At 40.5% G+C, this 19,299-nt stretch carries 20 protein-coding genes; 5 read left to right on the forward strand and 15 right to left on the reverse strand.

Going from position 1 to position 19,299, the window contains the following annotated elements; translation table 11 throughout:
* Nucleotides 1–23: 23 nt before the first annotated feature.
* The 3 genes from AN393_RS05675 (at nucleotide 24) to AN393_RS05685 (ending at nucleotide 2,264) form a co-directional block, all read left to right on the forward strand.
* A complete protein-coding gene (locus tag AN393_RS05675; protein WP_055017571.1) occupies nucleotides 24–932 on the forward strand; it encodes a histone deacetylase in 909 nt (302 codons plus the stop codon).
* 65 nt (nucleotides 933–997) lie between these two features.
* Entirely contained in the window at nucleotides 998–1,492 is a 495-nt protein-coding gene (locus AN393_RS05680; RefSeq protein ID WP_055016853.1) for a TlpA disulfide reductase family protein, read from the forward strand.
* Nucleotides 1,493–1,598: 106 nt separating this feature from the next.
* Nucleotides 1,599–2,264: a hypothetical protein gene (locus AN393_RS05685; protein ID WP_055016852.1), complete on the forward strand. Its 666-nt coding sequence runs from the start codon at nucleotides 1,599–1,601 to the stop codon at nucleotides 2,262–2,264.
* A gap of 1 nt (nucleotide 2,265) precedes the next feature.
* On the opposite strand, the gene AN393_RS05690 is transcribed toward AN393_RS05685, so the two are convergent.
* The gene (locus AN393_RS05690) at nucleotides 2,266–3,726 is read right to left on the reverse strand and encodes a PLP-dependent aminotransferase family protein (RefSeq protein WP_055017572.1); all 1,461 of its coding nucleotides are present in this window, start codon (nucleotides 3,724–3,726) and stop codon (nucleotides 2,266–2,268) included.
* A 106-nt stretch (nucleotides 3,727–3,832) separates the two neighbouring features.
* Here AN393_RS05690 and AN393_RS05695 point away from each other — a divergent pair, with 106 nt between their 5' ends.
* Nucleotides 3,833–4,408 (forward strand): GNAT family N-acetyltransferase, encoded by a 576-nt coding sequence (locus tag AN393_RS05695; RefSeq protein WP_055016860.1) that lies wholly within the window; start codon nucleotides 3,833–3,835, stop codon nucleotides 4,406–4,408.
* Nucleotides 4,409–4,419: 11 nt separating this feature from the next.
* Nucleotides 4,420–4,995 (forward strand): FMN-binding negative transcriptional regulator, encoded by a 576-nt coding sequence (locus AN393_RS05700; protein WP_327077726.1) that lies wholly within the window; start codon nucleotides 4,420–4,422, stop codon nucleotides 4,993–4,995.
* 59 nt (nucleotides 4,996–5,054) lie between these two features.
* On the opposite strand, the gene cyoE is transcribed toward AN393_RS05700, so the two are convergent.
* From cyoE to AN393_RS05770, 14 genes are all read right to left on the reverse strand, one after another.
* Complete coding sequence (gene cyoE / locus AN393_RS05705) at nucleotides 5,055–5,939, reverse strand: heme o synthase (RefSeq protein WP_055017573.1); 885 nt, start codon at nucleotides 5,937–5,939, stop codon at nucleotides 5,055–5,057.
* A gap of 9 nt (nucleotides 5,940–5,948) precedes the next feature.
* Nucleotides 5,949–6,305, reverse strand: a complete 357-nt coding sequence (cyoD, locus tag AN393_RS05710) for a cytochrome o ubiquinol oxidase subunit IV (protein ID WP_004587444.1) — start codon at nucleotides 6,303–6,305, stop codon at nucleotides 5,949–5,951.
* Nucleotides 6,305–6,940 (reverse strand): cytochrome o ubiquinol oxidase subunit III, encoded by a 636-nt coding sequence (gene cyoC, locus AN393_RS05715; protein ID WP_055017574.1) that lies wholly within the window; start codon nucleotides 6,938–6,940, stop codon nucleotides 6,305–6,307. Before cyoC ends, cyoD begins: the two co-directional genes overlap by 1 nt.
* Nucleotides 6,937–8,925 carry a cytochrome o ubiquinol oxidase subunit I gene (gene cyoB, locus AN393_RS05720; protein ID WP_055016847.1) on the reverse strand — a complete coding sequence of 663 codons (1,989 nt, stop codon included), beginning with the start codon at nucleotides 8,923–8,925 and terminating at the stop codon, nucleotides 6,937–6,939. Before cyoB ends, cyoC begins: the two co-directional genes overlap by 4 nt.
* 2 nt (nucleotides 8,926–8,927) lie before the next feature.
* On the reverse strand, nucleotides 8,928–9,881 hold the full coding sequence (gene cyoA / locus AN393_RS05725) for a ubiquinol oxidase subunit II (protein WP_055016846.1): 954 nt from the start codon (nucleotides 9,879–9,881) through the stop codon (nucleotides 8,928–8,930).
* Between the two features lie 310 nt (nucleotides 9,882–10,191).
* Entirely contained in the window at nucleotides 10,192–10,611 is a 420-nt protein-coding gene (locus AN393_RS05730) for a hypothetical protein (protein WP_055016845.1), read from the reverse strand.
* A gap of 1,050 nt (nucleotides 10,612–11,661) precedes the next feature.
* Nucleotides 11,662–11,874, reverse strand: a complete 213-nt coding sequence (nqrM, locus tag AN393_RS05735; protein ID WP_004587136.1) for a (Na+)-NQR maturation NqrM — start codon at nucleotides 11,872–11,874, stop codon at nucleotides 11,662–11,664.
* 162 nt (nucleotides 11,875–12,036) lie between these two features.
* Complete coding sequence (locus AN393_RS05740; protein WP_055014972.1) at nucleotides 12,037–13,068, reverse strand: FAD:protein FMN transferase; 1,032 nt, start codon at nucleotides 13,066–13,068, stop codon at nucleotides 12,037–12,039.
* A gap of 97 nt (nucleotides 13,069–13,165) precedes the next feature.
* A complete protein-coding gene (gene nqrF / locus AN393_RS05745) occupies nucleotides 13,166–14,395 on the reverse strand; it encodes an NADH:ubiquinone reductase (Na(+)-transporting) subunit F (protein WP_055014971.1) in 1,230 nt (409 codons plus the stop codon).
* A gap of 18 nt (nucleotides 14,396–14,413) precedes the next feature.
* Nucleotides 14,414–15,022, reverse strand: coding sequence for an NADH:ubiquinone reductase (Na(+)-transporting) subunit E (gene nqrE / locus AN393_RS05750; RefSeq protein ID WP_004587139.1), 609 nt, complete (start codon nucleotides 15,020–15,022; stop codon nucleotides 14,414–14,416).
* A gap of 10 nt (nucleotides 15,023–15,032) precedes the next feature.
* A complete protein-coding gene (locus tag AN393_RS05755) occupies nucleotides 15,033–15,665 on the reverse strand; it encodes an NADH:ubiquinone reductase (Na(+)-transporting) subunit D (protein WP_004587140.1) in 633 nt (210 codons plus the stop codon).
* Nucleotides 15,665–16,417: a Na(+)-translocating NADH-quinone reductase subunit C gene (locus AN393_RS05760; RefSeq protein WP_055014970.1), complete on the reverse strand. Its 753-nt coding sequence runs from the start codon at nucleotides 16,415–16,417 to the stop codon at nucleotides 15,665–15,667. The genes AN393_RS05755 and AN393_RS05760 overlap by 1 nt, the downstream gene beginning before the upstream one ends.
* Nucleotides 16,410–17,612, reverse strand: coding sequence for an NADH:ubiquinone reductase (Na(+)-transporting) subunit B (locus AN393_RS05765; RefSeq protein WP_055014969.1), 1,203 nt, complete (start codon nucleotides 17,610–17,612; stop codon nucleotides 16,410–16,412). The genes AN393_RS05760 and AN393_RS05765 overlap by 8 nt, the downstream gene beginning before the upstream one ends.
* 3 nt (nucleotides 17,613–17,615) lie before the next feature.
* Entirely contained in the window at nucleotides 17,616–18,959 is a 1,344-nt protein-coding gene (locus AN393_RS05770) for a Na(+)-translocating NADH-quinone reductase subunit A (RefSeq protein ID WP_055014968.1), read from the reverse strand.
* Between the last annotated feature and the right edge of the window lie 340 nt (nucleotides 18,960–19,299).

Here is a 19,299-nt window from a genome sequence, read left to right on the forward strand (position 1 = left end):
CAAACTTTATTATTGATACAGTTATGCGCCTAAACCCTCACTTACCTTTGGTCTATCACAGTAATTACTCGTTTAGCTTTGACCCTAAGCACCGATTTGTAATGAGCAAATTTGCTCATTTGTATGAGCAGGTTAAAGGTTTAGGCATTGCGGGTGATAATTTAGTTGCACCTATTTTAGGCAGCCCCGAACCACTTGAACTAGTACACTGTGAAAACTACATTCACGATTTATGGCATAACCGCCTAGACGAAAAAGCCATGCGCCGCATTGGCCTACCTTGGTCGCAACCATTAATGAATCGTACATTCACCGCTCCACAAGGCACGCTGCAAACTGCACGCTTAGCATTAAAGCATGGCTTAGCCTGTCATTTAGCGGGCGGTACACACCATGCACACACTGATTTTGGCTCAGGTTTTTGCATGGTGAACGACTTAGCATTTACCGCGCAAACATTAATACAAAGCGGTGAAGTGACCAATGTGCTCATTTTTGATTTAGACGTACACCAAGGCGATGGCACAGCGGCAATGCTTGCACATCAGCCGTATGCGTATACCTGCTCTATACACTGCGAAAAAAACTTCCCGTTTAGAAAATCCCCCAGCGATTTAGACATAGGCCTTGCTAACAATATGCAAGACGCAGAATACTTAGGCATTGTGGATGATACCCTGCAGTTTTTACTAAAAGAACTCAACCCCGATATAGTCCTATACGATGCCGGTGTAGATATTTGGCAAGACGATGGCTTAGGTAAACTAGATATAACGTGGGATGGGATTAAACAGCGTGATCATTTAGTATTTAAGCGCTGCCTTGAACATAACACCGCTATTGCTAGTGTTATTGGTGGCGGCTACGACAGAGACCATACGCGTTTAGCGCAGCGCCATGCAATCGTGATTGAGCAGGCTGCTGGTTTTTAATGAAATGAAATAACTTAATTCACGTTCTTATTAAACTCACTATTAAAAAATAATAAGAACGAACCATGAGAAAACTAATTACTGCCATTACACTGATTTTATTAAGCTTTATAAGCTCTGCACAGCAACTCGCTGATGATGACTCATTACCACTATTGCCTGCAATAACGTTAAACATGGCTGATGGTTCAACCGTTCAAACGCACGATTTATTAGGCCAACCTTACGTTTTACATTTTTGGGCTACGTGGTGTCCATATTGTAAAAAGCTGCAACCAGCACTTGAAAAAATAAAACACAAAGGCTTAAAGGTCATTGCGGTAAGCTTTAAAGAAGACGACGATGCCAGCCCCGCCAAAGCAATAATTGATAGAGGCTATACATTTAAAACAGCTATTAAAGCCGATGCCATAGCAAAACAATTAGGAATCAGAGGCACACCCACTACCTTATTTATTAATAAAGCTGGGCGTGTAATTTATTTAACCAACACTTCAAACCCTGAAGACGAAAACTTACACGTATATGCCAGGACTTTATTACACGAAGTGAACAACTAAGTGCATAAATACATCTTAATAAATAAACTTACTTGCCCTAACAATAAATCACCAGCTTAGCGCACTTTATACTACACTTTTACCTCATAAATTAATTGAGATTATTATGCGTTTACTTCTTACTTTGTTGATCATTACTATAAGCGGATACGCTTTTGCTGAGGAAGAGGCAGCAGAATTGCCACCACTCAACCCCAAATACAATGCTGAGCATGCAATAGCACTGGTAAATAAAGGTTCAGGAATTTATGCGTTTAATTTACCCAGTTATAAATTACCGTACGATATACAAGTAGTGTATAGGATTAAAAACCCTGATGTTGCTTTTTTAGATGTTGTTCGCAACGCAGAGCTAATAACCCTAAAGCCTAAACCGTTTAATATTCAACGCTTAATGCGCGGTGAAGCAATAACCATTATCGCCGATGTGTACGAAGGCAATTACAAAAATGCAGGTAGCCTAATTTACACAAACCGAACAATAGAAATGAATAAACAGCTGTATTCTCGCCAGTTAAAAGATTTAGCTAAAGCCAGCCCCTGGCAAGAATACGACATGATAGACCTAGGCGGCACTGAGCGTATTTATATTCATAAAATTAGCCAAGCACCTAGTTTTAACCACCTAATTTTTGTGGATTTGGTAAATGCCTGTATGCAAAAATTTAGAACCTCAACTCTCCTTCCTGGCCAGAATGAGTTAACGTATAAATTTATAAACTGCGGCACCCTAAAACCTTTGTTTTACGAAGCAGAAAGTTTAAAAAAATAGCTTAATAAGCATACTCAGCAATGATATTTAATCCCTTTTGCATGGCTTCCTCCGACTGCCCTGCAAATCCTAGGCGCAAGTAACTAAAGTGTTTAGGTTTTAAGCTTCTATAAGAATCGCAAAAATAAAACTCTGCTTCTGTTTGCAAATAAATACTGTGCTTGTGTAGGTGCTTTTTAATATTAGCCGTATCTATGTTTAAGTTAACCCACATTGCCATCCCACCATCGGGCTTTTTATACTCAAGTGATAAACCTTTCGCCTGCAGTGCTTTTAACGACTTATCCATTGCTTCATATCGCTGTTTATAAAGCTTTGTCATACGTTTTAAATGACGCTCAAATGCGCCTTCTTTCATAAAGTGTGCTACCGCTAATTGCATTACCACATCGTTTTTATGATTCATGAGTTGCTTCCATGCACTTAATTGCTCAAGTACTGCAGGTGCAGCACATATGTAGCCTATACGGGCTGCCGAAAACATAATTTTAGAAAACGTAGAGAGATAAATCACTATACCTGCTGGGTCATCTGCTGCCATAGGTTGTAACGGGTGGCATTGATAGTGAAACTCATGGTCATAGTCATCCTCTATAATCATTACCCCATGTTGGTAACATAACTGATAAATTTGCATACGCCGTGTAGGCGATAAAGTAACAGTTGTCGGGTACTGATGCAGCGGTGTTAAGTACAACATTTTAATTGAGAAGCGACTAAATTGTGTTTTCAAATCATCAATACATAAGCCAAATTCATCTTGTTTTATATCTACTATTTGTGCGCCACATGCCGCAAAAGCTTTACGCGCTGGTGGATACCCTAACGTCTCAACCGCAACAAAGTCACCTTTACTTATAAAAGCTTTTGAGATTAAAAATAATGCCTCCTGAGAGCCGTTACATATCAGTAAGTCATTAACTTTAAGATTACGTGCTTTGTATAAATAACTACTTACTTGGTGCTTTAACTCGCTCACACCGCTTATATCACCATAATGAAACTTACTGGTATCTACATGATTAAATACATAACTTAAAGAACGTTTAAATTCTTTATATGGGAAGCAATTAAGATCAGGGAGTCCACCTGCAAAGTTATATTTAAATTCATTTAAATTCATAGCAGGCGCGGGCACTGCTAACTTTTTGGTAAATTTGTAAGGTTTAGGGTCAACAACAGGTACTTGCTTTGTGTTAACACTGCTTTGAATTGGTAAGGTTTGTGTTACGTTATACCCGCTGCGCTCATTAGATTCCAACCACCCTTCAGCTACCAATAACTGTAAAGCATTCATTATTGTATGGCGGTTTAACTGATAAATTTTTGCCATTTCTCTGGCTGAGCTGAGCTTTGTGCCCACCGCTATGTCGCCTTTAATAATTGCGCTGCGAAGTGCTTGCGCTAATTGCAAATATTTTGCTTTGCGTTGCTCATTAAATTCAATACTTAGCGGCTGCATATATTCCCTTTAATCTGGTATAGGTAAAAGTTATATTCTGGTTGTTTTTACTATGCCAAATAAGCGTACATTTATTGCTCTTTAATAGCAAAAAATGGAGCCAGCAATGTTTACTCTGCAAACGCACAAAACAAACAAGGTTATTCTTGAGCCATTAAGCCATAAACACTTAAATGGGTTATATAAAGCGGGCCAGCACCCTATTGTGTGGCAATGGGTACTTATTAACTACACTAAAAGTCATGATATTTTAAAGGAGTGGTTTTTAACCCAGGCGCAATTTAATAAAAACGAACAAATTGTGTTTGCCATTATCGACAAAGATACTCAGCAGGTAGTGGGTACAACACGATTATTTAAATTGGATAAATTCAATTTGAGTGCTGAAATTGGCCACACTTTTATAAGCAATGACTGGCAGCGAACTTACATAAATACACACGCTAAATATTTACTGCTTAAATACGCGTTTGATGAGCTTAATTTAGTGAGAATTACATTTAATACCCATGAAAAAAATCAAAAATCACGTAACGCAATTATTCGTTTAGGTGCTCACTTTGAAGGGCTCGCTTATAAAGATAGAAAGCTTAGTGATGGTAGCTATAGAAACACAGCAAAATTTAGCATAGTTGATGAGCAGTGGCCGGATGTAAAATCACAACTAGAAGAGAGGCTTTAATGTACCCACCGATGCATTTTCAGGAAAATGATATAAAACGCTTAAAGGCATTGGTTAGGCAATTTCCGCTAGCGAGTATTTTAATGCCCAACTCGCAAAGTGACTTAAATACTATATGCCAAGTACCTGTATTATATGAGCCCTCACGGAATATATTTATGGCTCACGTAGCAAAAAATAACCCTCTGACGCATTGTGATAAACACTCTGTAAAATTACTTTTTAATGGTGACAATTGTTACCTATCTCCCTCTTATAGCAATAATAAAACACTGCCGAGCTGGCTTTACGCATCGGTGCAAATAACTGCAAAGGTAGTGATTATTAAAAGTGACATTGAGAAAGAAAAAATAATGAATCAACTAACAACCCATTTTGAGCAAACCTTTAAGCCCATGTGGAATATTAATGATATGCCTATACGCAGTCGCCAAGCAATGTACCAACAATTAAGTTTTATAGAGTTTACTCCCACTCATTGGAGTGGAAACTTTAAGCTAAGCCAAAATAAATCAGCAGAAATTAGAGCCCAAATAAAAGAAAACCTAAAGCAAGCTCATAAACACTCTATTGCCCAGCTATTTTAGGCATAAAAAAAGGCCCTTTCGAGCCTTTGGATTAACTTTGGAAATGTAAAGTTTTAAAATTATATTAGTGTAAGCAGTTGTGGCGCTGCACTGTGGTAGTCAACGGCCATGGCTATACTGAGTGCTGTAATATTTATAATAGAAAAAGCAAACACTTGGCGTGCCCAGCTCGTTAAATTAATATTACGGCGATAGCCACGCAGTGCCATAAGTAACCACCAAAAGCTGGTAATACACGCCACGGCCATAAAGGCAGCGCCGGTGTAGCCACTTATTGGTAATAGCATGACAACTAAAGCGTACACAGCAATATAAAGTACAATATGGCGCTTCGCTTTATCAATACCTTGCGCTACGGGTAATACGGGGATACCTGCGGCTTGGTAATCTTTAAAGCGAAAAATAGCAATGGCATATGAGTGCGGCATTTGCCACAAGCTAAACATAACCAATAATATTAACGCGCCCATATCGAACTGCCCTGTTACAGCGCAGTAACCTACCACAGGAGGCACAGCGCCTGAAAGACTGCCTACAAACGTGCCATAAACAGAGTTGCGTTTCATGTAAAGGCTATAAACCCCAACATAAATGACATAGCCAAACGCTGCAAAAAATACCGCGGCTTGTGTGGTGTAAGCAATGAGTAACCCAAAACCTACAACCCCCAACAAAACACCGTGACTCAGTGCAGCAAAGGCCGACATTTCGCCTGTTACTGTCACCCGCGTACGCGTACGTGCCATGGCTACATCTATGTCTCTATCAATTACATTGTTGATAGCACAGCCCGATGCAACCACAAGTGACAAGCCAATAAGCGTAACAACCATTAACCATGGGTCTATATCTCCGCGCGAGGCAAGTAAAAAACCGCCTGCCACGCTAATAAGGTTACCCATAATAATGCCCGGCTTAGTCACTGATAAATAACGACGAAACATCTTTAACTCCTAGTACATCATCATTGCGTTAGATTCGTAAATTATCCAAACCGATAACCCAACAACCATGACGATAATTAGGGCGCTGAATAAAAATGAAAAGGTACTTGCACGGCCATCTTCTGTCGTAAAATTAAGGTGTAAAAAGTATTTTAAGTGCACCCAAATTTGTACAATCGCTAAAGTCACAATGCTCCAAAGCGTTGTTACTTTTGAAAAGTCGCCTTCCATTACCATGTAAAACGGTATGGCGGTCAAAATTATTGATAGCACAAAGCCTATTAAGTACGTTTTAACGCTGCCATGAGATTCATCATGGTGCTCGTTTTGCATTTGCTTTAACGCGTGCGCTTCGCTGTGGCTCATTACATTGCTCCCATTAAATAAACAACGGTAAATACACAAATCCAAACAATGTCTAAGAAGTGCCAAAATAGGCTTAGGCAGCTTAAACGCGTTACGGTTGGTTTACCTAAACCACGTTTAGCCACTTCTATCATCATAATACTCATCCAAATTAGACCCGCTGTTACGTGTAAACCATGTAAGCCTACTAACGAGAAGAATGAGGTTAAAAAGGCACTTTGCTGTGGACCATTACCGTGCACAATTAAGTGATGAAATTCGTAAATTTCCATGCCTATAAACACAGCGCCTAAACAAAAGGTGATAAACAACCAGGTGAGTGTGAGTGCCTTTTTTTGCCCTTGTGCGGCAATCATGGCAAAGCCAAAGGTAATACTACTAATAAGTAGCGCAGCAGTTTCTACTGCAACAAAGTCGAGTTCAAAAATGTCTTTACCTGATACACCGCCGGCTGTGTTCATAAACAGCACGGCGTAAGTGGCAAAAAACGAGGCAAATAATAGGCAATCGGTCATTAGGTATAACCAAAAGCCAAATATCGTATCGCCCGATGTGTCGTGATGCTCATGTGTATGATCATCGTGCGAGACTGAGTCTAAATGGGCATTTTCTACATTCGCAGATAGTGTACTCACGCGCTTAGCTCCTTATTTCCACTAGAATTATACGCAGCTTCAATACGTGCAATTTCATCAGGTTGTATATAGTAATCAACATCGCTGGTGTAACAACGCTTAATAAATAAGGCAATTGCGCCAACAAAACCTACAGCGGCTAACCACCAGATGTGCCAAATCATGGCAAAACAAAATGCTGTTAAACTTGCTGCCATAAATACACCCGCTGAGGTATTTTTAGGCATATGAATTGGGCTGTAGCTTGCTTTTGTTTTATACGCTTGGCCTTTTTCTTTCATGTCGGTCCAGGCATCAATATCATCAACATGTGGAATAGTGGCAAAGTTGTATACTTGCGGTGGTGAGCTGGTTGCCCACTCAAGGGTATGTGCGTTCCATGGATCGCCTGTTGTATCGTCAAGTGCTTCGCGGTCTCTAAAGCTAACGAATAACTGCACGGCTTGGAAAATAATACCAAACATAATAATGACAGCACCGCCTGCTGCAATGTATAACCATATGTTCCAATCTGGGTTATTAGTGTGGTTTAAGCGACGAGTCATACCTAAGAAACCAAGTACATACAAAGGCATGAACGCCACGAAGAAACCAACTATCCAACACCAAAAAGACGCTTTACCCCATTTTTCGCTAAGCTTAAAGCCCATTGCTTTAGGGAACCAGAATACAAAACCTGCAAGGTAGCCAAATACAGCGCCACCAATAATTGTGTTATGGAAATGCGCAATTAAGAATAAACTGTTATGCAACACGTAATCGGCACCCGGAATAGCCAATAGTACGCCGGTCATACCGCCTACTGTAAAGGTAACCATAAAGCCTAATGTCCAAAGCACCGGAACGCTGATGCGTAAACGGCCGCGGTAAATGGTAAACAACCAGTTGAATAACTTAACGCCAGTAGGGACGGCAATAACCATGGTCATTACCCCAAAGAACGCATTAACGTTTGCACTCGACCCCATGGTGAAAAAGTGGTGTAGCCAAACAATAAAACCTAAAATAGAGATTGCACCGCTGGCATACACCATCGATTTGTAACCAAATAAACGTTTACCGGCAAAGGTTGAGATAATTTCAGAAAAAATGCCAAACGCAGGCAGTACTAAAATATAAACCTCAGGGTGACCCCACGCCCAAAACAGGTTGATGTACATCATGGCGTTGCCGCCCGCTGCATTGGTAAAAAAATGAAAATCAAGGTAACGGTCAAGCGTTAGCATGCCCAGCACAGCAGTTAAAATAGGGAAAGAGGCTGCAATTAAGATATTTGCCCATGTACATGCCCATGTAAAAATTGGCATTTTCATTAGGGTCATACCTGGGGCACGCATTTTAAACACAGTAACTAAAAAGTTTACTGCCGTTAAAAGCGTACCGAGTCCGGATATTTGCAAGGCCCATATATAATAATCGACCCCCACCCCAGGGCTAAAGGTCAGCTCCGAAAGCGGCGGATACGCCACCCAACCTGTTTTTGCAAACTCACCAAATACAAGCGACAAGTTAATTAAAATGGCGCCGCTGGCTGTAAACCAAAAACTTAAATTATTTAAAAATGGAAAAGCAACATCGCGAGCACCAATTTGCAGTGGCAATACAATGTTCATTAGGCCAATCATAAATGGCATAGCCATAAATATGATCATGATAACGCCGTGCGCTGTAAATATTTGGTCGTAATGCTCAGGAGGTAAATAACCTGGCGCACCACTGGTAGCAAGTGCTAACTGCGCACGCATCATAATGGCATCAGAAAAACCACGAAACAGCATTATTAATGCTAAAAAGATGTACATTACGCCTAAGCGTTTATGATCAACAGAGGTGATCCAGTCGTGCCAAAGCACGCCCCACTTTTTATATTTAGTAATAAGCCCGGCGATAATAAGCCCGGCAATCGCTATCACCGTCATGGTAACCATTATAATTGGCTCATGAAACGGAATTGCGTCGAGTGAAAGTTTACCTAAAAACGACATTATTATTCCTCGCCCTGGCTGTGAGATAAAGGCATTGCGTGTTTATTCATTTCATGGTGCTTTTTGCTCATTTGCCCATGTTCGCTCATCGCTTGATGTTTTTTGTTCATATCGCCATGTGCCTGCATATACTTCATCACAATGGTATGAAATAGGCCGTCGTCGACCTTGCCATAATAGGCAACAGGATTGTTTTCACTGGCTTTTGCAAGCTCAACATAATTGGCATGAGTGAGGTTGTTAGCATTGGCTTTAACGCTTGTTACCCACGTGTCAAAATCAGCTTGTGTTGGGGTGGCAATGGCATTGAACTTCATACCGGTAAAACCTGCGCCACTGTAATTAGCAGAAAAGCCTTTAAATGTACCCGGCTCGTTTGCGATTAAATGAAGCTTGGTTTCCATGCCTGCCATAGAATAAATTTGACTACCTAGCTGAGGAATAAAAAATGAGTTCATTGTGCTTTGTGAAGTGATTTTGTATTCAACAGGTACATTAGCCGGAAATACCAATTCATTTACCGTTGCAATACCTTGCTCTGGGTAAATAAATAGCCACTTCCAGTTTAATGAAACCACCTCTACAGTGAGGTGCTCGCCTTTACCTTCAATAGGTTTATAGGGGTCTAAGTCTTGGGTAGACTGCCAGGTAATAACACCTAAAATAATAACGATAACAATAGGAACAGCCCAAACAACGGCTTCAATCTTATTTGAATGAGCCCATTTTGGTGCATAAATTTCATGATCTTGTGTGTCTCGGTATTTCCATGCGAAATACAAAGTCATCACAATAACGGGGATTACTACGAGCAGCATAAGGACAGTAGCAATGATGATTAAGTTTTTCTCATCAATACCTATTTGGCCTTTTGGATCGAGTATCCCGCCTTTACAGCCTGACAACGCCAGCACCGTACTAGCTAAAGCAATATTACAAAGGTTACGAATTAACAAGGGAGTATCCTACAAACCTAGAGTTTTAATTTGCTGCTTTGAATAAAAATTAAGCAACGATTTTTCAATAAAAACCCAAGTTAACTAGCACTAAATTATAAAAATAAAGGGGACTGAACCCGCTGCAAGTGGATGCAAAAAATACCTAGCAACAAACCCAGCTTCTAAACGCATTTATATAACGTAATAAAAGTTAACTTGGGTGAGTGTTGGTTGGCTGACGTGTTTAAAACACGCGGCTACATTGCTAATGCAAACTTTAATTATTTACAGCAAGAAAAAATAATTAAAACCAGCAACAAGTGAAGCCTTACAGACAACCTGTAAAGCTAGGTGGAGCACGACAACCATGTGCAGCGGACACAGGTTGGTGTACTTTTGCCTCGCGAAAAGCGAAAGCGGCTTTACGAAGGATTATTCCAGCACGACGCGCCGGAAAAATATGGAACAATAACCAGCAAAGGCCAATGAGTAACTGACTAGATATGATCGGATGAGCTAAAAATTGCGTAATGTGCAGCAAAACAGGCTCAACAATAGAGCCATTGCTAAACAACGCTTCAAGCTGAAAGGCATCCTCTAATGCACCACTTAGCAGCATTACCGTATTAAACACTAATAATGTTATAGCGACACACACGCCCTTGCCCGCTTTATTCAAGCGTTCACACGTTTGCGGTTTGCTAGAAGCAAAAGCCGTATTTGTATGATGCAAAGAAAGTGTGTTCAAAGACATTAACCTACTAAATGACTAATAACAAAATTAGAGTAATAAAGCGCGCAATGGAAAAATTAAAAAAACATTGCTGCTGTAAGCCCTAAAACGAGGTGCTAAATACAATCAAACCCGGCTAGCACACATTTACCTAGTGAGAATTGATCCGTATCAAATAAACTTTCAAAACTTACTGAAAGTTCGATGCTGAGTATAACAAAGACAGTTTTCGGTTCAACAAAAAATATAAAGTTTTGCGTTAAGCTTTCGCTGCTATTTTGTTAACAAAAAATAACATAATAAAAATAATAACTTAGTTTATAAATATTTTATATTTAGGAAGCTTGAGGAGTAGAGATAAGGGGGGATTAATGAAGTTAAAAATAAAGCCGCACAAACAAAAACAGCCCAAATTCAGTCACCACCGAACTTGAGCCGCCTTTCACACTGACAACATCTTCACACACATATAAAGATTCTTGGTTTACACTGCGTGGCAATTGTAGGGAATAAAAACAACTCAAAACCGGTCACCACCAACCTTGAGTTGCCTTTCACACTGACAACATCTTCACACACAATATAAAGATTTTTGGTTTACACTGCGTGGCAATTGTAGAGGATAAAAACAACTCAAAACCGGTCACCACCGACCTTGAGTTGCCTTTCACACTGACAACATCTTCACACACAATATAAAGATTTTTGGTTTACACTGCGTGGCAATTGTAGGGAATAAAAACAACTCAAAACCGGTCACCACCGACCTTGAGTTGCCTTTCACACTGACAACATCTTCACACACAATATAAAGATTCTTTTAAGCGAGGCTAACTTCATGCCTCTAGCTTATGACGAGAGCCTTGCTCCGTGTCTATGGTTAAACTTTAGAGTGTTAGCTCCAATTTGACAAACGAGAAAAATAAACCTAATAGGTGAAAAAAACTAAACTATAGACCTTGGTCTAATACATTAAGCTTGTGTTTATTTAAAACATAATCTGGGCACAAAATATACAGGTACAAAAAAAGCGCCATAAGGCGCTTTTTGTCGTTAAGCTACTGCTTAAATAATTTGGTTTTCTTTCCAGGCTTGCTCTTTAGCCATACGCTTTTTACGCTTATCACAAGGATCGTCACAATCACAGGCTTTATCAATACCTACCGAGCCTAATCCACCGCAACTACTTGCCATAGATTTTCTTTGCACGATCATACCAACAGCCATAGCTATCACGATTAAAATTAATAAACCAAATGTAAGAAGAAAAAGTGACATTGCTTAGCCCCTATTGATCAGCAATAAATTATGCTCAAACATTGTTGAGCGACCGCTAAATTATACACCCAAAACCCACATAGATGCGAGAGAAGTCTATCTCAAAAAATCGAGTGAAATATGCGTTTAGCACTAATAAAGTGTTAGCTAAACGCCATTATATTACAAATAAGGTTTAAATGCAGTGCTCGCGTAAGTCACAATGCCTTTGTCTGATTTAGCCATTAAGTACACTGGTAAATCGTGCTTTTCAGCATATGCTTTAGCATCATCCATTCCCATAACCGTTAATGCCGTTGCTAAGCCATCTGCGGTCATTGCACTAGGGTGTAATACAGTAACCGACACTAAGTCATGTTTGATGGGCATGCCTGTTACAGGGTCTATTAAATGGGTGTAGGTTTCGCCATCCATTTTATAAAAAATACGGTAGTCACCTGATGTTGCAATGCCATTCGTACCGGGCGTTAATACACGGTGAACTTTTCGCTCGCCTGGTGGCGCATCTGGCTGCTCTATCGCGATTTTCCAGTCTTGGTTATTTGGCTTTTCACCGCCAATGCGCAGCTCCCCACCTATTTCTACCATGTAGTTACTAATATTTTGACTTTCAAGTAATTGCGCTACTTTATCAATGCCATACCCTTTCGCTGTGGCCGAAAACGACAATTCTAAACCATCAACTGTTTTAGCAAGGCCCTGCTCAGTAAGGTTGAGTTTATCTACACCAATTTTTTCAATCATTGCAGCAAGTGCTTCATCACTTGGGCGCTTAGTTGGTTTTTTATCAGGTCCAAAGCCCCATAAATCTATTAATGGGCCCATCGTTACATCAAGCGTTTTGGTCGACTTACCTAAACGAATCGACTCACTCACCACAGCCCTAAAATCTTCACTAATTGGCATAACCTGATTGGCGGGTAGTTTATTAAAGGTGTTAATTTCAGAGTCTGGAATATACGTAGACATAGACTGATTCACTGCTTTTAGCTCATCATCTATTTGCTGCTGTAACTTAGTGGCATCAATGTTTTCATCGTCGGCAAAGTATTTAATATGATAGGTAGTGCCCATCGTTTTGCCTTCTAAAAATACCTCCTGAGGTGTTTTATCAGCCCCACAGCCAGAGATAAATAGCATTATAGTTAATAAAAAAATACTGATAACGCCTTGAGAACTGCTTACTCTGTTCATTAAATTAGCCCATGTAAAATAAAATAAAAAAGCCCCGTAGCACAAAGTGCGACGAGGCCTGTATTTTAACCAAAACTAAGTTGTTTTGATATGGGTGTTAGCCACCGAAGTCATCTAGTAAGATGTTTTCGTCTTCTACACCTAGGTCTTTAAGCATGCCGATAACAGCCGCGTTCATCATTGGAGGACCACACATGTAGAACTCACAATCTTCTGGCGCTTCATGATCTTTCAAGTAGTTTTCATAAAGTACGTTATGGATAAAGCCTGTGTAACCTTCCCAGTTATCTTCTGGTTGTGGATCAGACAATGCGGTATGCCATACAAAGTTATCGTTTTCAGCTGCTAAGCCGTCGAAATCTTCAACATAGAACATTTCACGCTCAGAACGTGCACCATACCAGAAACTAATCTTACGCTTAGAATTTAAACGCTTAAGTTGGTCAAAGATATGTGAACGCATTGGTGCCATACCTGCACCACCACCTACGAATACCATTTCAGCGTCAGTGTCTTTAGCGAAGAACTCACCAAATGGACCTGAAATAGTAACCTTGTCGCCTTTTTTAAGTGACCAAATGTACGATGACATTTTACCACATGGTAGGCTTAGATTTCTTGGCGGCGGCGTAGCAATACGCACGTTAAGCATGATAATGCCTTCTTCTTCTGGGTAGTTAGCCATTGAGTATGCACGAATAGTTTCGTCGTCTACTTTTGACTCCAGGTCGAAGAAACCAAAGTGATTCCAGTCGCCACGATACTCTTCAGGAATATCGAAATCTGCGTATTTAACATGGTGAGCAGGCGCTTCGATTTGGATGTAACCACCCGCACGGAAAGGCACTGATTCGCCATCTGGAATTTGTAGCTTAAGCTCTTTAATGAACGTTGCTTTGTTATCGTTAGAGATAACTTCACAATCCCATTTTTTAACACCGAAAATTGACTCTTCAAGTTCAATTTCCATGTCGTTTTTAACATTTACCTGACACGCTAAACGACAGCCTTCACGGGCTTCACCTTTAGAAATGTGATCAAGTTCTGTTGGTAAAATATCGCCACCACCTTCTTTAATGTGTACACGACACTGACCACAAGAGCCACCGCCACCACATGCAGATGATACGAAAATACCTGATTCAGATAGCGCGCCTAAAAGCTTGCTACCTGCTGATGTTTTAATGGCTTTATCTGGATCGCCATTAATACCGATGATGATGTCACCGCTTGCAACTAACTTAGATTTAGCACCAATGATAACTAAAACTAGTAGTACAACGATAGCGATGAAAACACCAACGCCTAAGAAAATCTCATAACTCATGATTTATCCTCGCTACCTTTACAGTGAAATACCAGAGAATGACATAAAGCCAAGACCCATTAAACCAACAGTGATGAAGGTAATACCTAAACCACGTAGGCCATCTGGCACGTCTGAATATTTCATTTTCTCACGGATACCTGCAAGCAATGTAATTGCAAGCGCCCAACCAACACCAGCGCCAACACCATAAACAACAGACTCACCGAAGTTATAGTTACGCTCAACCATGAATGATACCGCACCAAAAATTGCACAGTTAACTGTGATTAGTGGTAAGAAGATACCTAATGCGTTGTAAAGTGCAGGGAAAAACTTATCTAATGCCATTTCCAAAATTTGCACTAGTGCTGCAATAACACCAATGAAAGTTAAGAAACGTAAAAAGCTAAGGTCTGCTTCAGGGTAACCAAGCCACTCTAATGCACCTGGTGCAAGTACGGCATGGTAAACCAAGTTATTTACTGGTACAGAGATACCTAGTACAACAATAACGGCTACACCTAGGCCAATTGATGTAGTTACTTTTTTAGATACAGCTAAGAAAGTACACATACCTAGGAAGAAAGCTAAAGCTAAGTTTTCAATAAAAACCGCTTTTACAAATAAACTAATATAATGTTCCACTGCTTGCCCCTTACGCTTTAGCTTCTACTTGGTCTTTCTTATAAGTACGAAGTACCCATATGAATAAACCAATGATGAAGAATGCACTCGGTGGTAAAATCAATAGACCCATAGGTTGATACCAACCACCATCTTGTACTAATGGGATAATATCAACACCGAATAGTGTTCCCTTACCAAATAGCTCACGAATGAAACCAACAGTAAGTAATACCACTGAGTAGCCTAGACCATTACCAATGCCATCTAAAAATGACATAAGTGGTGGCGACTTCATTGCGTACGCTTCAGCACGACCCATAACAATACAGTTAGTAATAATTAGGCCAACGAATACAGAAAGCTCTTTTGCCGTAGCGTAAGAGAATGCTTGTAATACTTGGTCTACAACAATTACTAGTGAAGCAATGATCGTCATCTGTACGATAATACGTACTGATGAAGGTATGTGGTTACGAATGCTTGAAATGAACAAGCTAGAAAACGCCGTTACTAATGTCAATGCAATTGACATGATTAAGGCATTTTTTAAGCTAGACGTTACCGCCAGAGCAGAACAAATACCAAGTACTTGTAATGCGATTGGGTTGTTAGCTAAAACCGGACCAAATAGGACCGATTTCATTTCTTTAGTATCAGCCATTATTTCAACGCTCCTTCACGTACCTTCGCAAGGAAAGGACCAAAGCCGTTTTCACCAGTCCAAAAGTCAACTGTGTGATCAACACCATTAGAAGTTAGTGTAGCACCTGATAAACCATCAATTTGATGTTCGTTGCTAGCACCGCTTTTCATAATGTTAATAGGTAACTCTTTACCTTGCCATTTAGCTGTCCATTGTGGGTTTTGAATTTCGCCACCCAGGCCTGGTGTTTCGCTATGCTTGTAGAAGTTGATGTTTTTAACTGTTTCGCCATCGCTTTCAAGCGCTAAGAAACCGTACATAACACCCCAAAGGCCGTAACCTTGGATAGGTAAAATGATTGCATCTGTAGAGCCATCTTCTTTTTTAGAGATGTAAACAGGTGAGTTTTTAGTCATACGCTGAATCCCAGCGATGTCCTTAATCCCTTCTGCTTTAAGTGCAAAACTTCTTTGTTGATCGAATTTCGTTTTTTCGAAATCAAATGAGTTAGGATCAGCACCTTCAACAAACTCGCCAGTGTCCATATCCACAACACGTGCTTCGATTTTGCCATCGAATGTGTCAGATACAGAACTTGCAATTTCAATATCAGCTGCTGCTAAGATATTACGTTGAATATCTTGAGTTTTATTAGCTTGCTGTAAAGGACGAAGCTGTACAGAAGCAAACGATACAATAATTGCACACACTAAACATAGTGCAACAACAACCGTTAACGTTTTGCCGATTGATTCGTTATTACTAGACATTACGTGCCAACCTCCGCTTGATATTAGCTTGCACTACAAAGTGATCGAACAGTGGAGCAAATAAGTTAGCAAATAAAATTGCTAGCATCATGCCTTCTGGGAAAGCAGGGTTTACTACACGGATCATAACTACCATAAAGCCAATAAGCGCGCCGTATGCGAACTTACCTTTATCGGTAAATGCAGCTGATACAGGGTCAGTAGCCATAAAGAACATACCAAATGCAAAACCACCCAGTACTAAATGCCAATGCCAAGGCATTGCAAATACAGGGTTGCTCTCAGAGCCAATTGCATTTAATAAGAATGCAGTTGCCACCATACCTAGGAATACACCTAGTACAATGCGCCAAGAAGCGATGCGAACGTAAATTAAGAATAAGCCACCAATAAGCACAGCAAGGGTAGATGTTTCACCTACAGAACCTTGAATGAAACCGTAAAACGCATTCCACCATAGCTCCATGTTGCTGTAATCAAGAGTGCCTACAAACGCTTGACCTAGCATAGTTGCACCAGAGAACGAGTCTACTGCAGTCCATACTGTGTCACCTGAAATTTGTGCAGGGTATGCGAAGAATAAAAACGCACGGCCCGCTAATGCAGGATTTAAGAAGTTACGCCCTGTACCACCAAAGATTTCTTTAGCAATAACCACACCAAACGTAATACCTAACGCCACTTGCCACAAAGGAATTGTCGCAGGCAAAATAAGTGCAAATAATACAGAGGTTACGAAGAAACCTTCGTTAACTTCATGCTTACGCACAGAAGCAAATAGTACTTCCCAAAAACCACCTACTGCAAACGTAACGGCGTATATTGGTAAGAAGAAACATGCTCCGTAGAACATTTTAGCGCCCCAGCCCGACTCAGCAGTTAATTCACCACCAAATAACTGGAACACACCAACCTGCCAAGAGTTTGCTAGTTCAAAACCTTGTGCTAAAGCACCTGCGGCCTGGTGACCGATGTTGAACATACCAAAAAACATAGCTGGGAACGTCGCCATCCACACTAAAATCATCATACGTTTTAGGTCGATATTATCGCGAACGTGAGTTGCGCCTTTATTTACATAACCTGGCGTATAAAAAATAGTCGCGGCTGCTTCATACAGGGCGTACCATTTTTCATGTTTACCACCTGGTTCAAAATGCGGCTCAATGTCTTCTAAAAATTTCTTTAAACCCATCTCTTAGCCTTCCTTCTCGATCGTTGTTAAGCAATCGCGTAGGATAGAACCATACTCGTATTTGCCCGGACAAACGAAGGTACATAACGCTAAATCTTCTTCATCAAGTTCAAGCGCGCCTAATGAAATTGCACTGTCTAAATCACGTGCGATTAAGTCACGTAATAATAGTGTTGGCAAAATATCTAACGGCATTACGCGCTCGTAGCTACCAATTGGAACCATGGCACGTTTTGAACCACCTGTAGACGTTGTCATTTTAAATAAACGACTCGGTGCAAGGTGAGAAAGGAATGTACGCGTTACAGAGAATTTATTACTACCTGGTGCAATCCAACCAAACAGCTCTTTTTCGCGACCTTCAAGTAAAACTGACACCTGAACGTGGTAGCGACCCAAGAATGCATGAGGACCTGAGGAAATAGCGCCAGATAAAACAGAACCAGAAATTACACGGTTATCACCGTCTTCTAATTCGCCTGCCACTAAATCATCTAATGAAGCACCTAGTTGTGTTTTCACTAAACGAGGATTTTTAACGCGAGGGCCTGCAAGTGAAATTACACGGTCAGTGTTGATTTCACCAGTAAGGAATAAGTGACCATAGGCGATAACGTCTTGGTAACCAATATGCCAAACTTGTTTATTCGCAGATACTGCGTCAAGGTGATGAATATGAGTACCAACTAAGCCTGCTGGATGCACGCCACCGAACTCATGTACTTCTACTTGAGCGATAGACGAGCTAGGAACTTGACTGCCAGCTTGCTTACATACAAATACTTTTCCATCGGTCAAACGCGAAACAACAGCAAGACCCGCTTCAAATGCAGCTGCATTTTCGGCAATAATTACTGCAGGGTCTGCAGCAAGAGGGTTTGTGTCGATAGCGGTTACAAAGATAGAGCTAGGATTTGCATCCAACGCAGCTACTTTGCTAAATGGGCGAGCACGAAGTGCTGTCCATTGACCTGACTGAACAAGTACTTCTTTGGCTTTTTCACGCGATAAGCTTGCAAGCTCATCTGCATTGAAAGAGTCAAAGGTGATTTGCTCACTGCCGTTTACTTCAATAACAACAGATTGCAGCACACGTTTAGCACCACGATTAATTTCTTTTACTGTACCAGAAGCTGGTGCAGTAAATAGGACGCCTGGGTTCTTTTTGTCTTCAAAAAGTACCTGGCCTTTTTTGACTTGGTCATCCACACGAACATGCATGGTTGGACGCATACCGATAAACTCTTCACCTAGCACAGCTACACGTTTGATGGCAGAACCATCATGAATAACTTGCTGAGGCGCGCCCTCTATGGGTAAATCCAGACCTTTTTTTATGTTGATCATACGCACTTGCATTAATTAACGGAAAGAAACTGAAAAATCGTATCAACCACGTCGCCATTTGAGTTATCCAAGATATATCAAGGTACAAAAGAACAACTTGCTAGGAATATCAAACAAGCAACGCAGTAAAACTCCTCACATATTGCTCCGATTTTAACATCATTATGGACGACTATGCGAGTGTATTTATGAAAATTATACGACAGAAACGCTTATTTAGTTTTGTTAAGTGTTTTAAATAAAAATCAAGGTAGACCAAAGTGGTAGCCGAAGCACCTAAGGGCCACAAAATATTTAAAACACTAAAAGCAAAAAAGCCGCAATAAGCGACTTTTTTATA

This window comes from Pseudoalteromonas sp. P1-25, assembly GCF_001401805.1.
GTDB lineage: Bacteria > Pseudomonadota > Gammaproteobacteria > Enterobacterales > Alteromonadaceae > Pseudoalteromonas.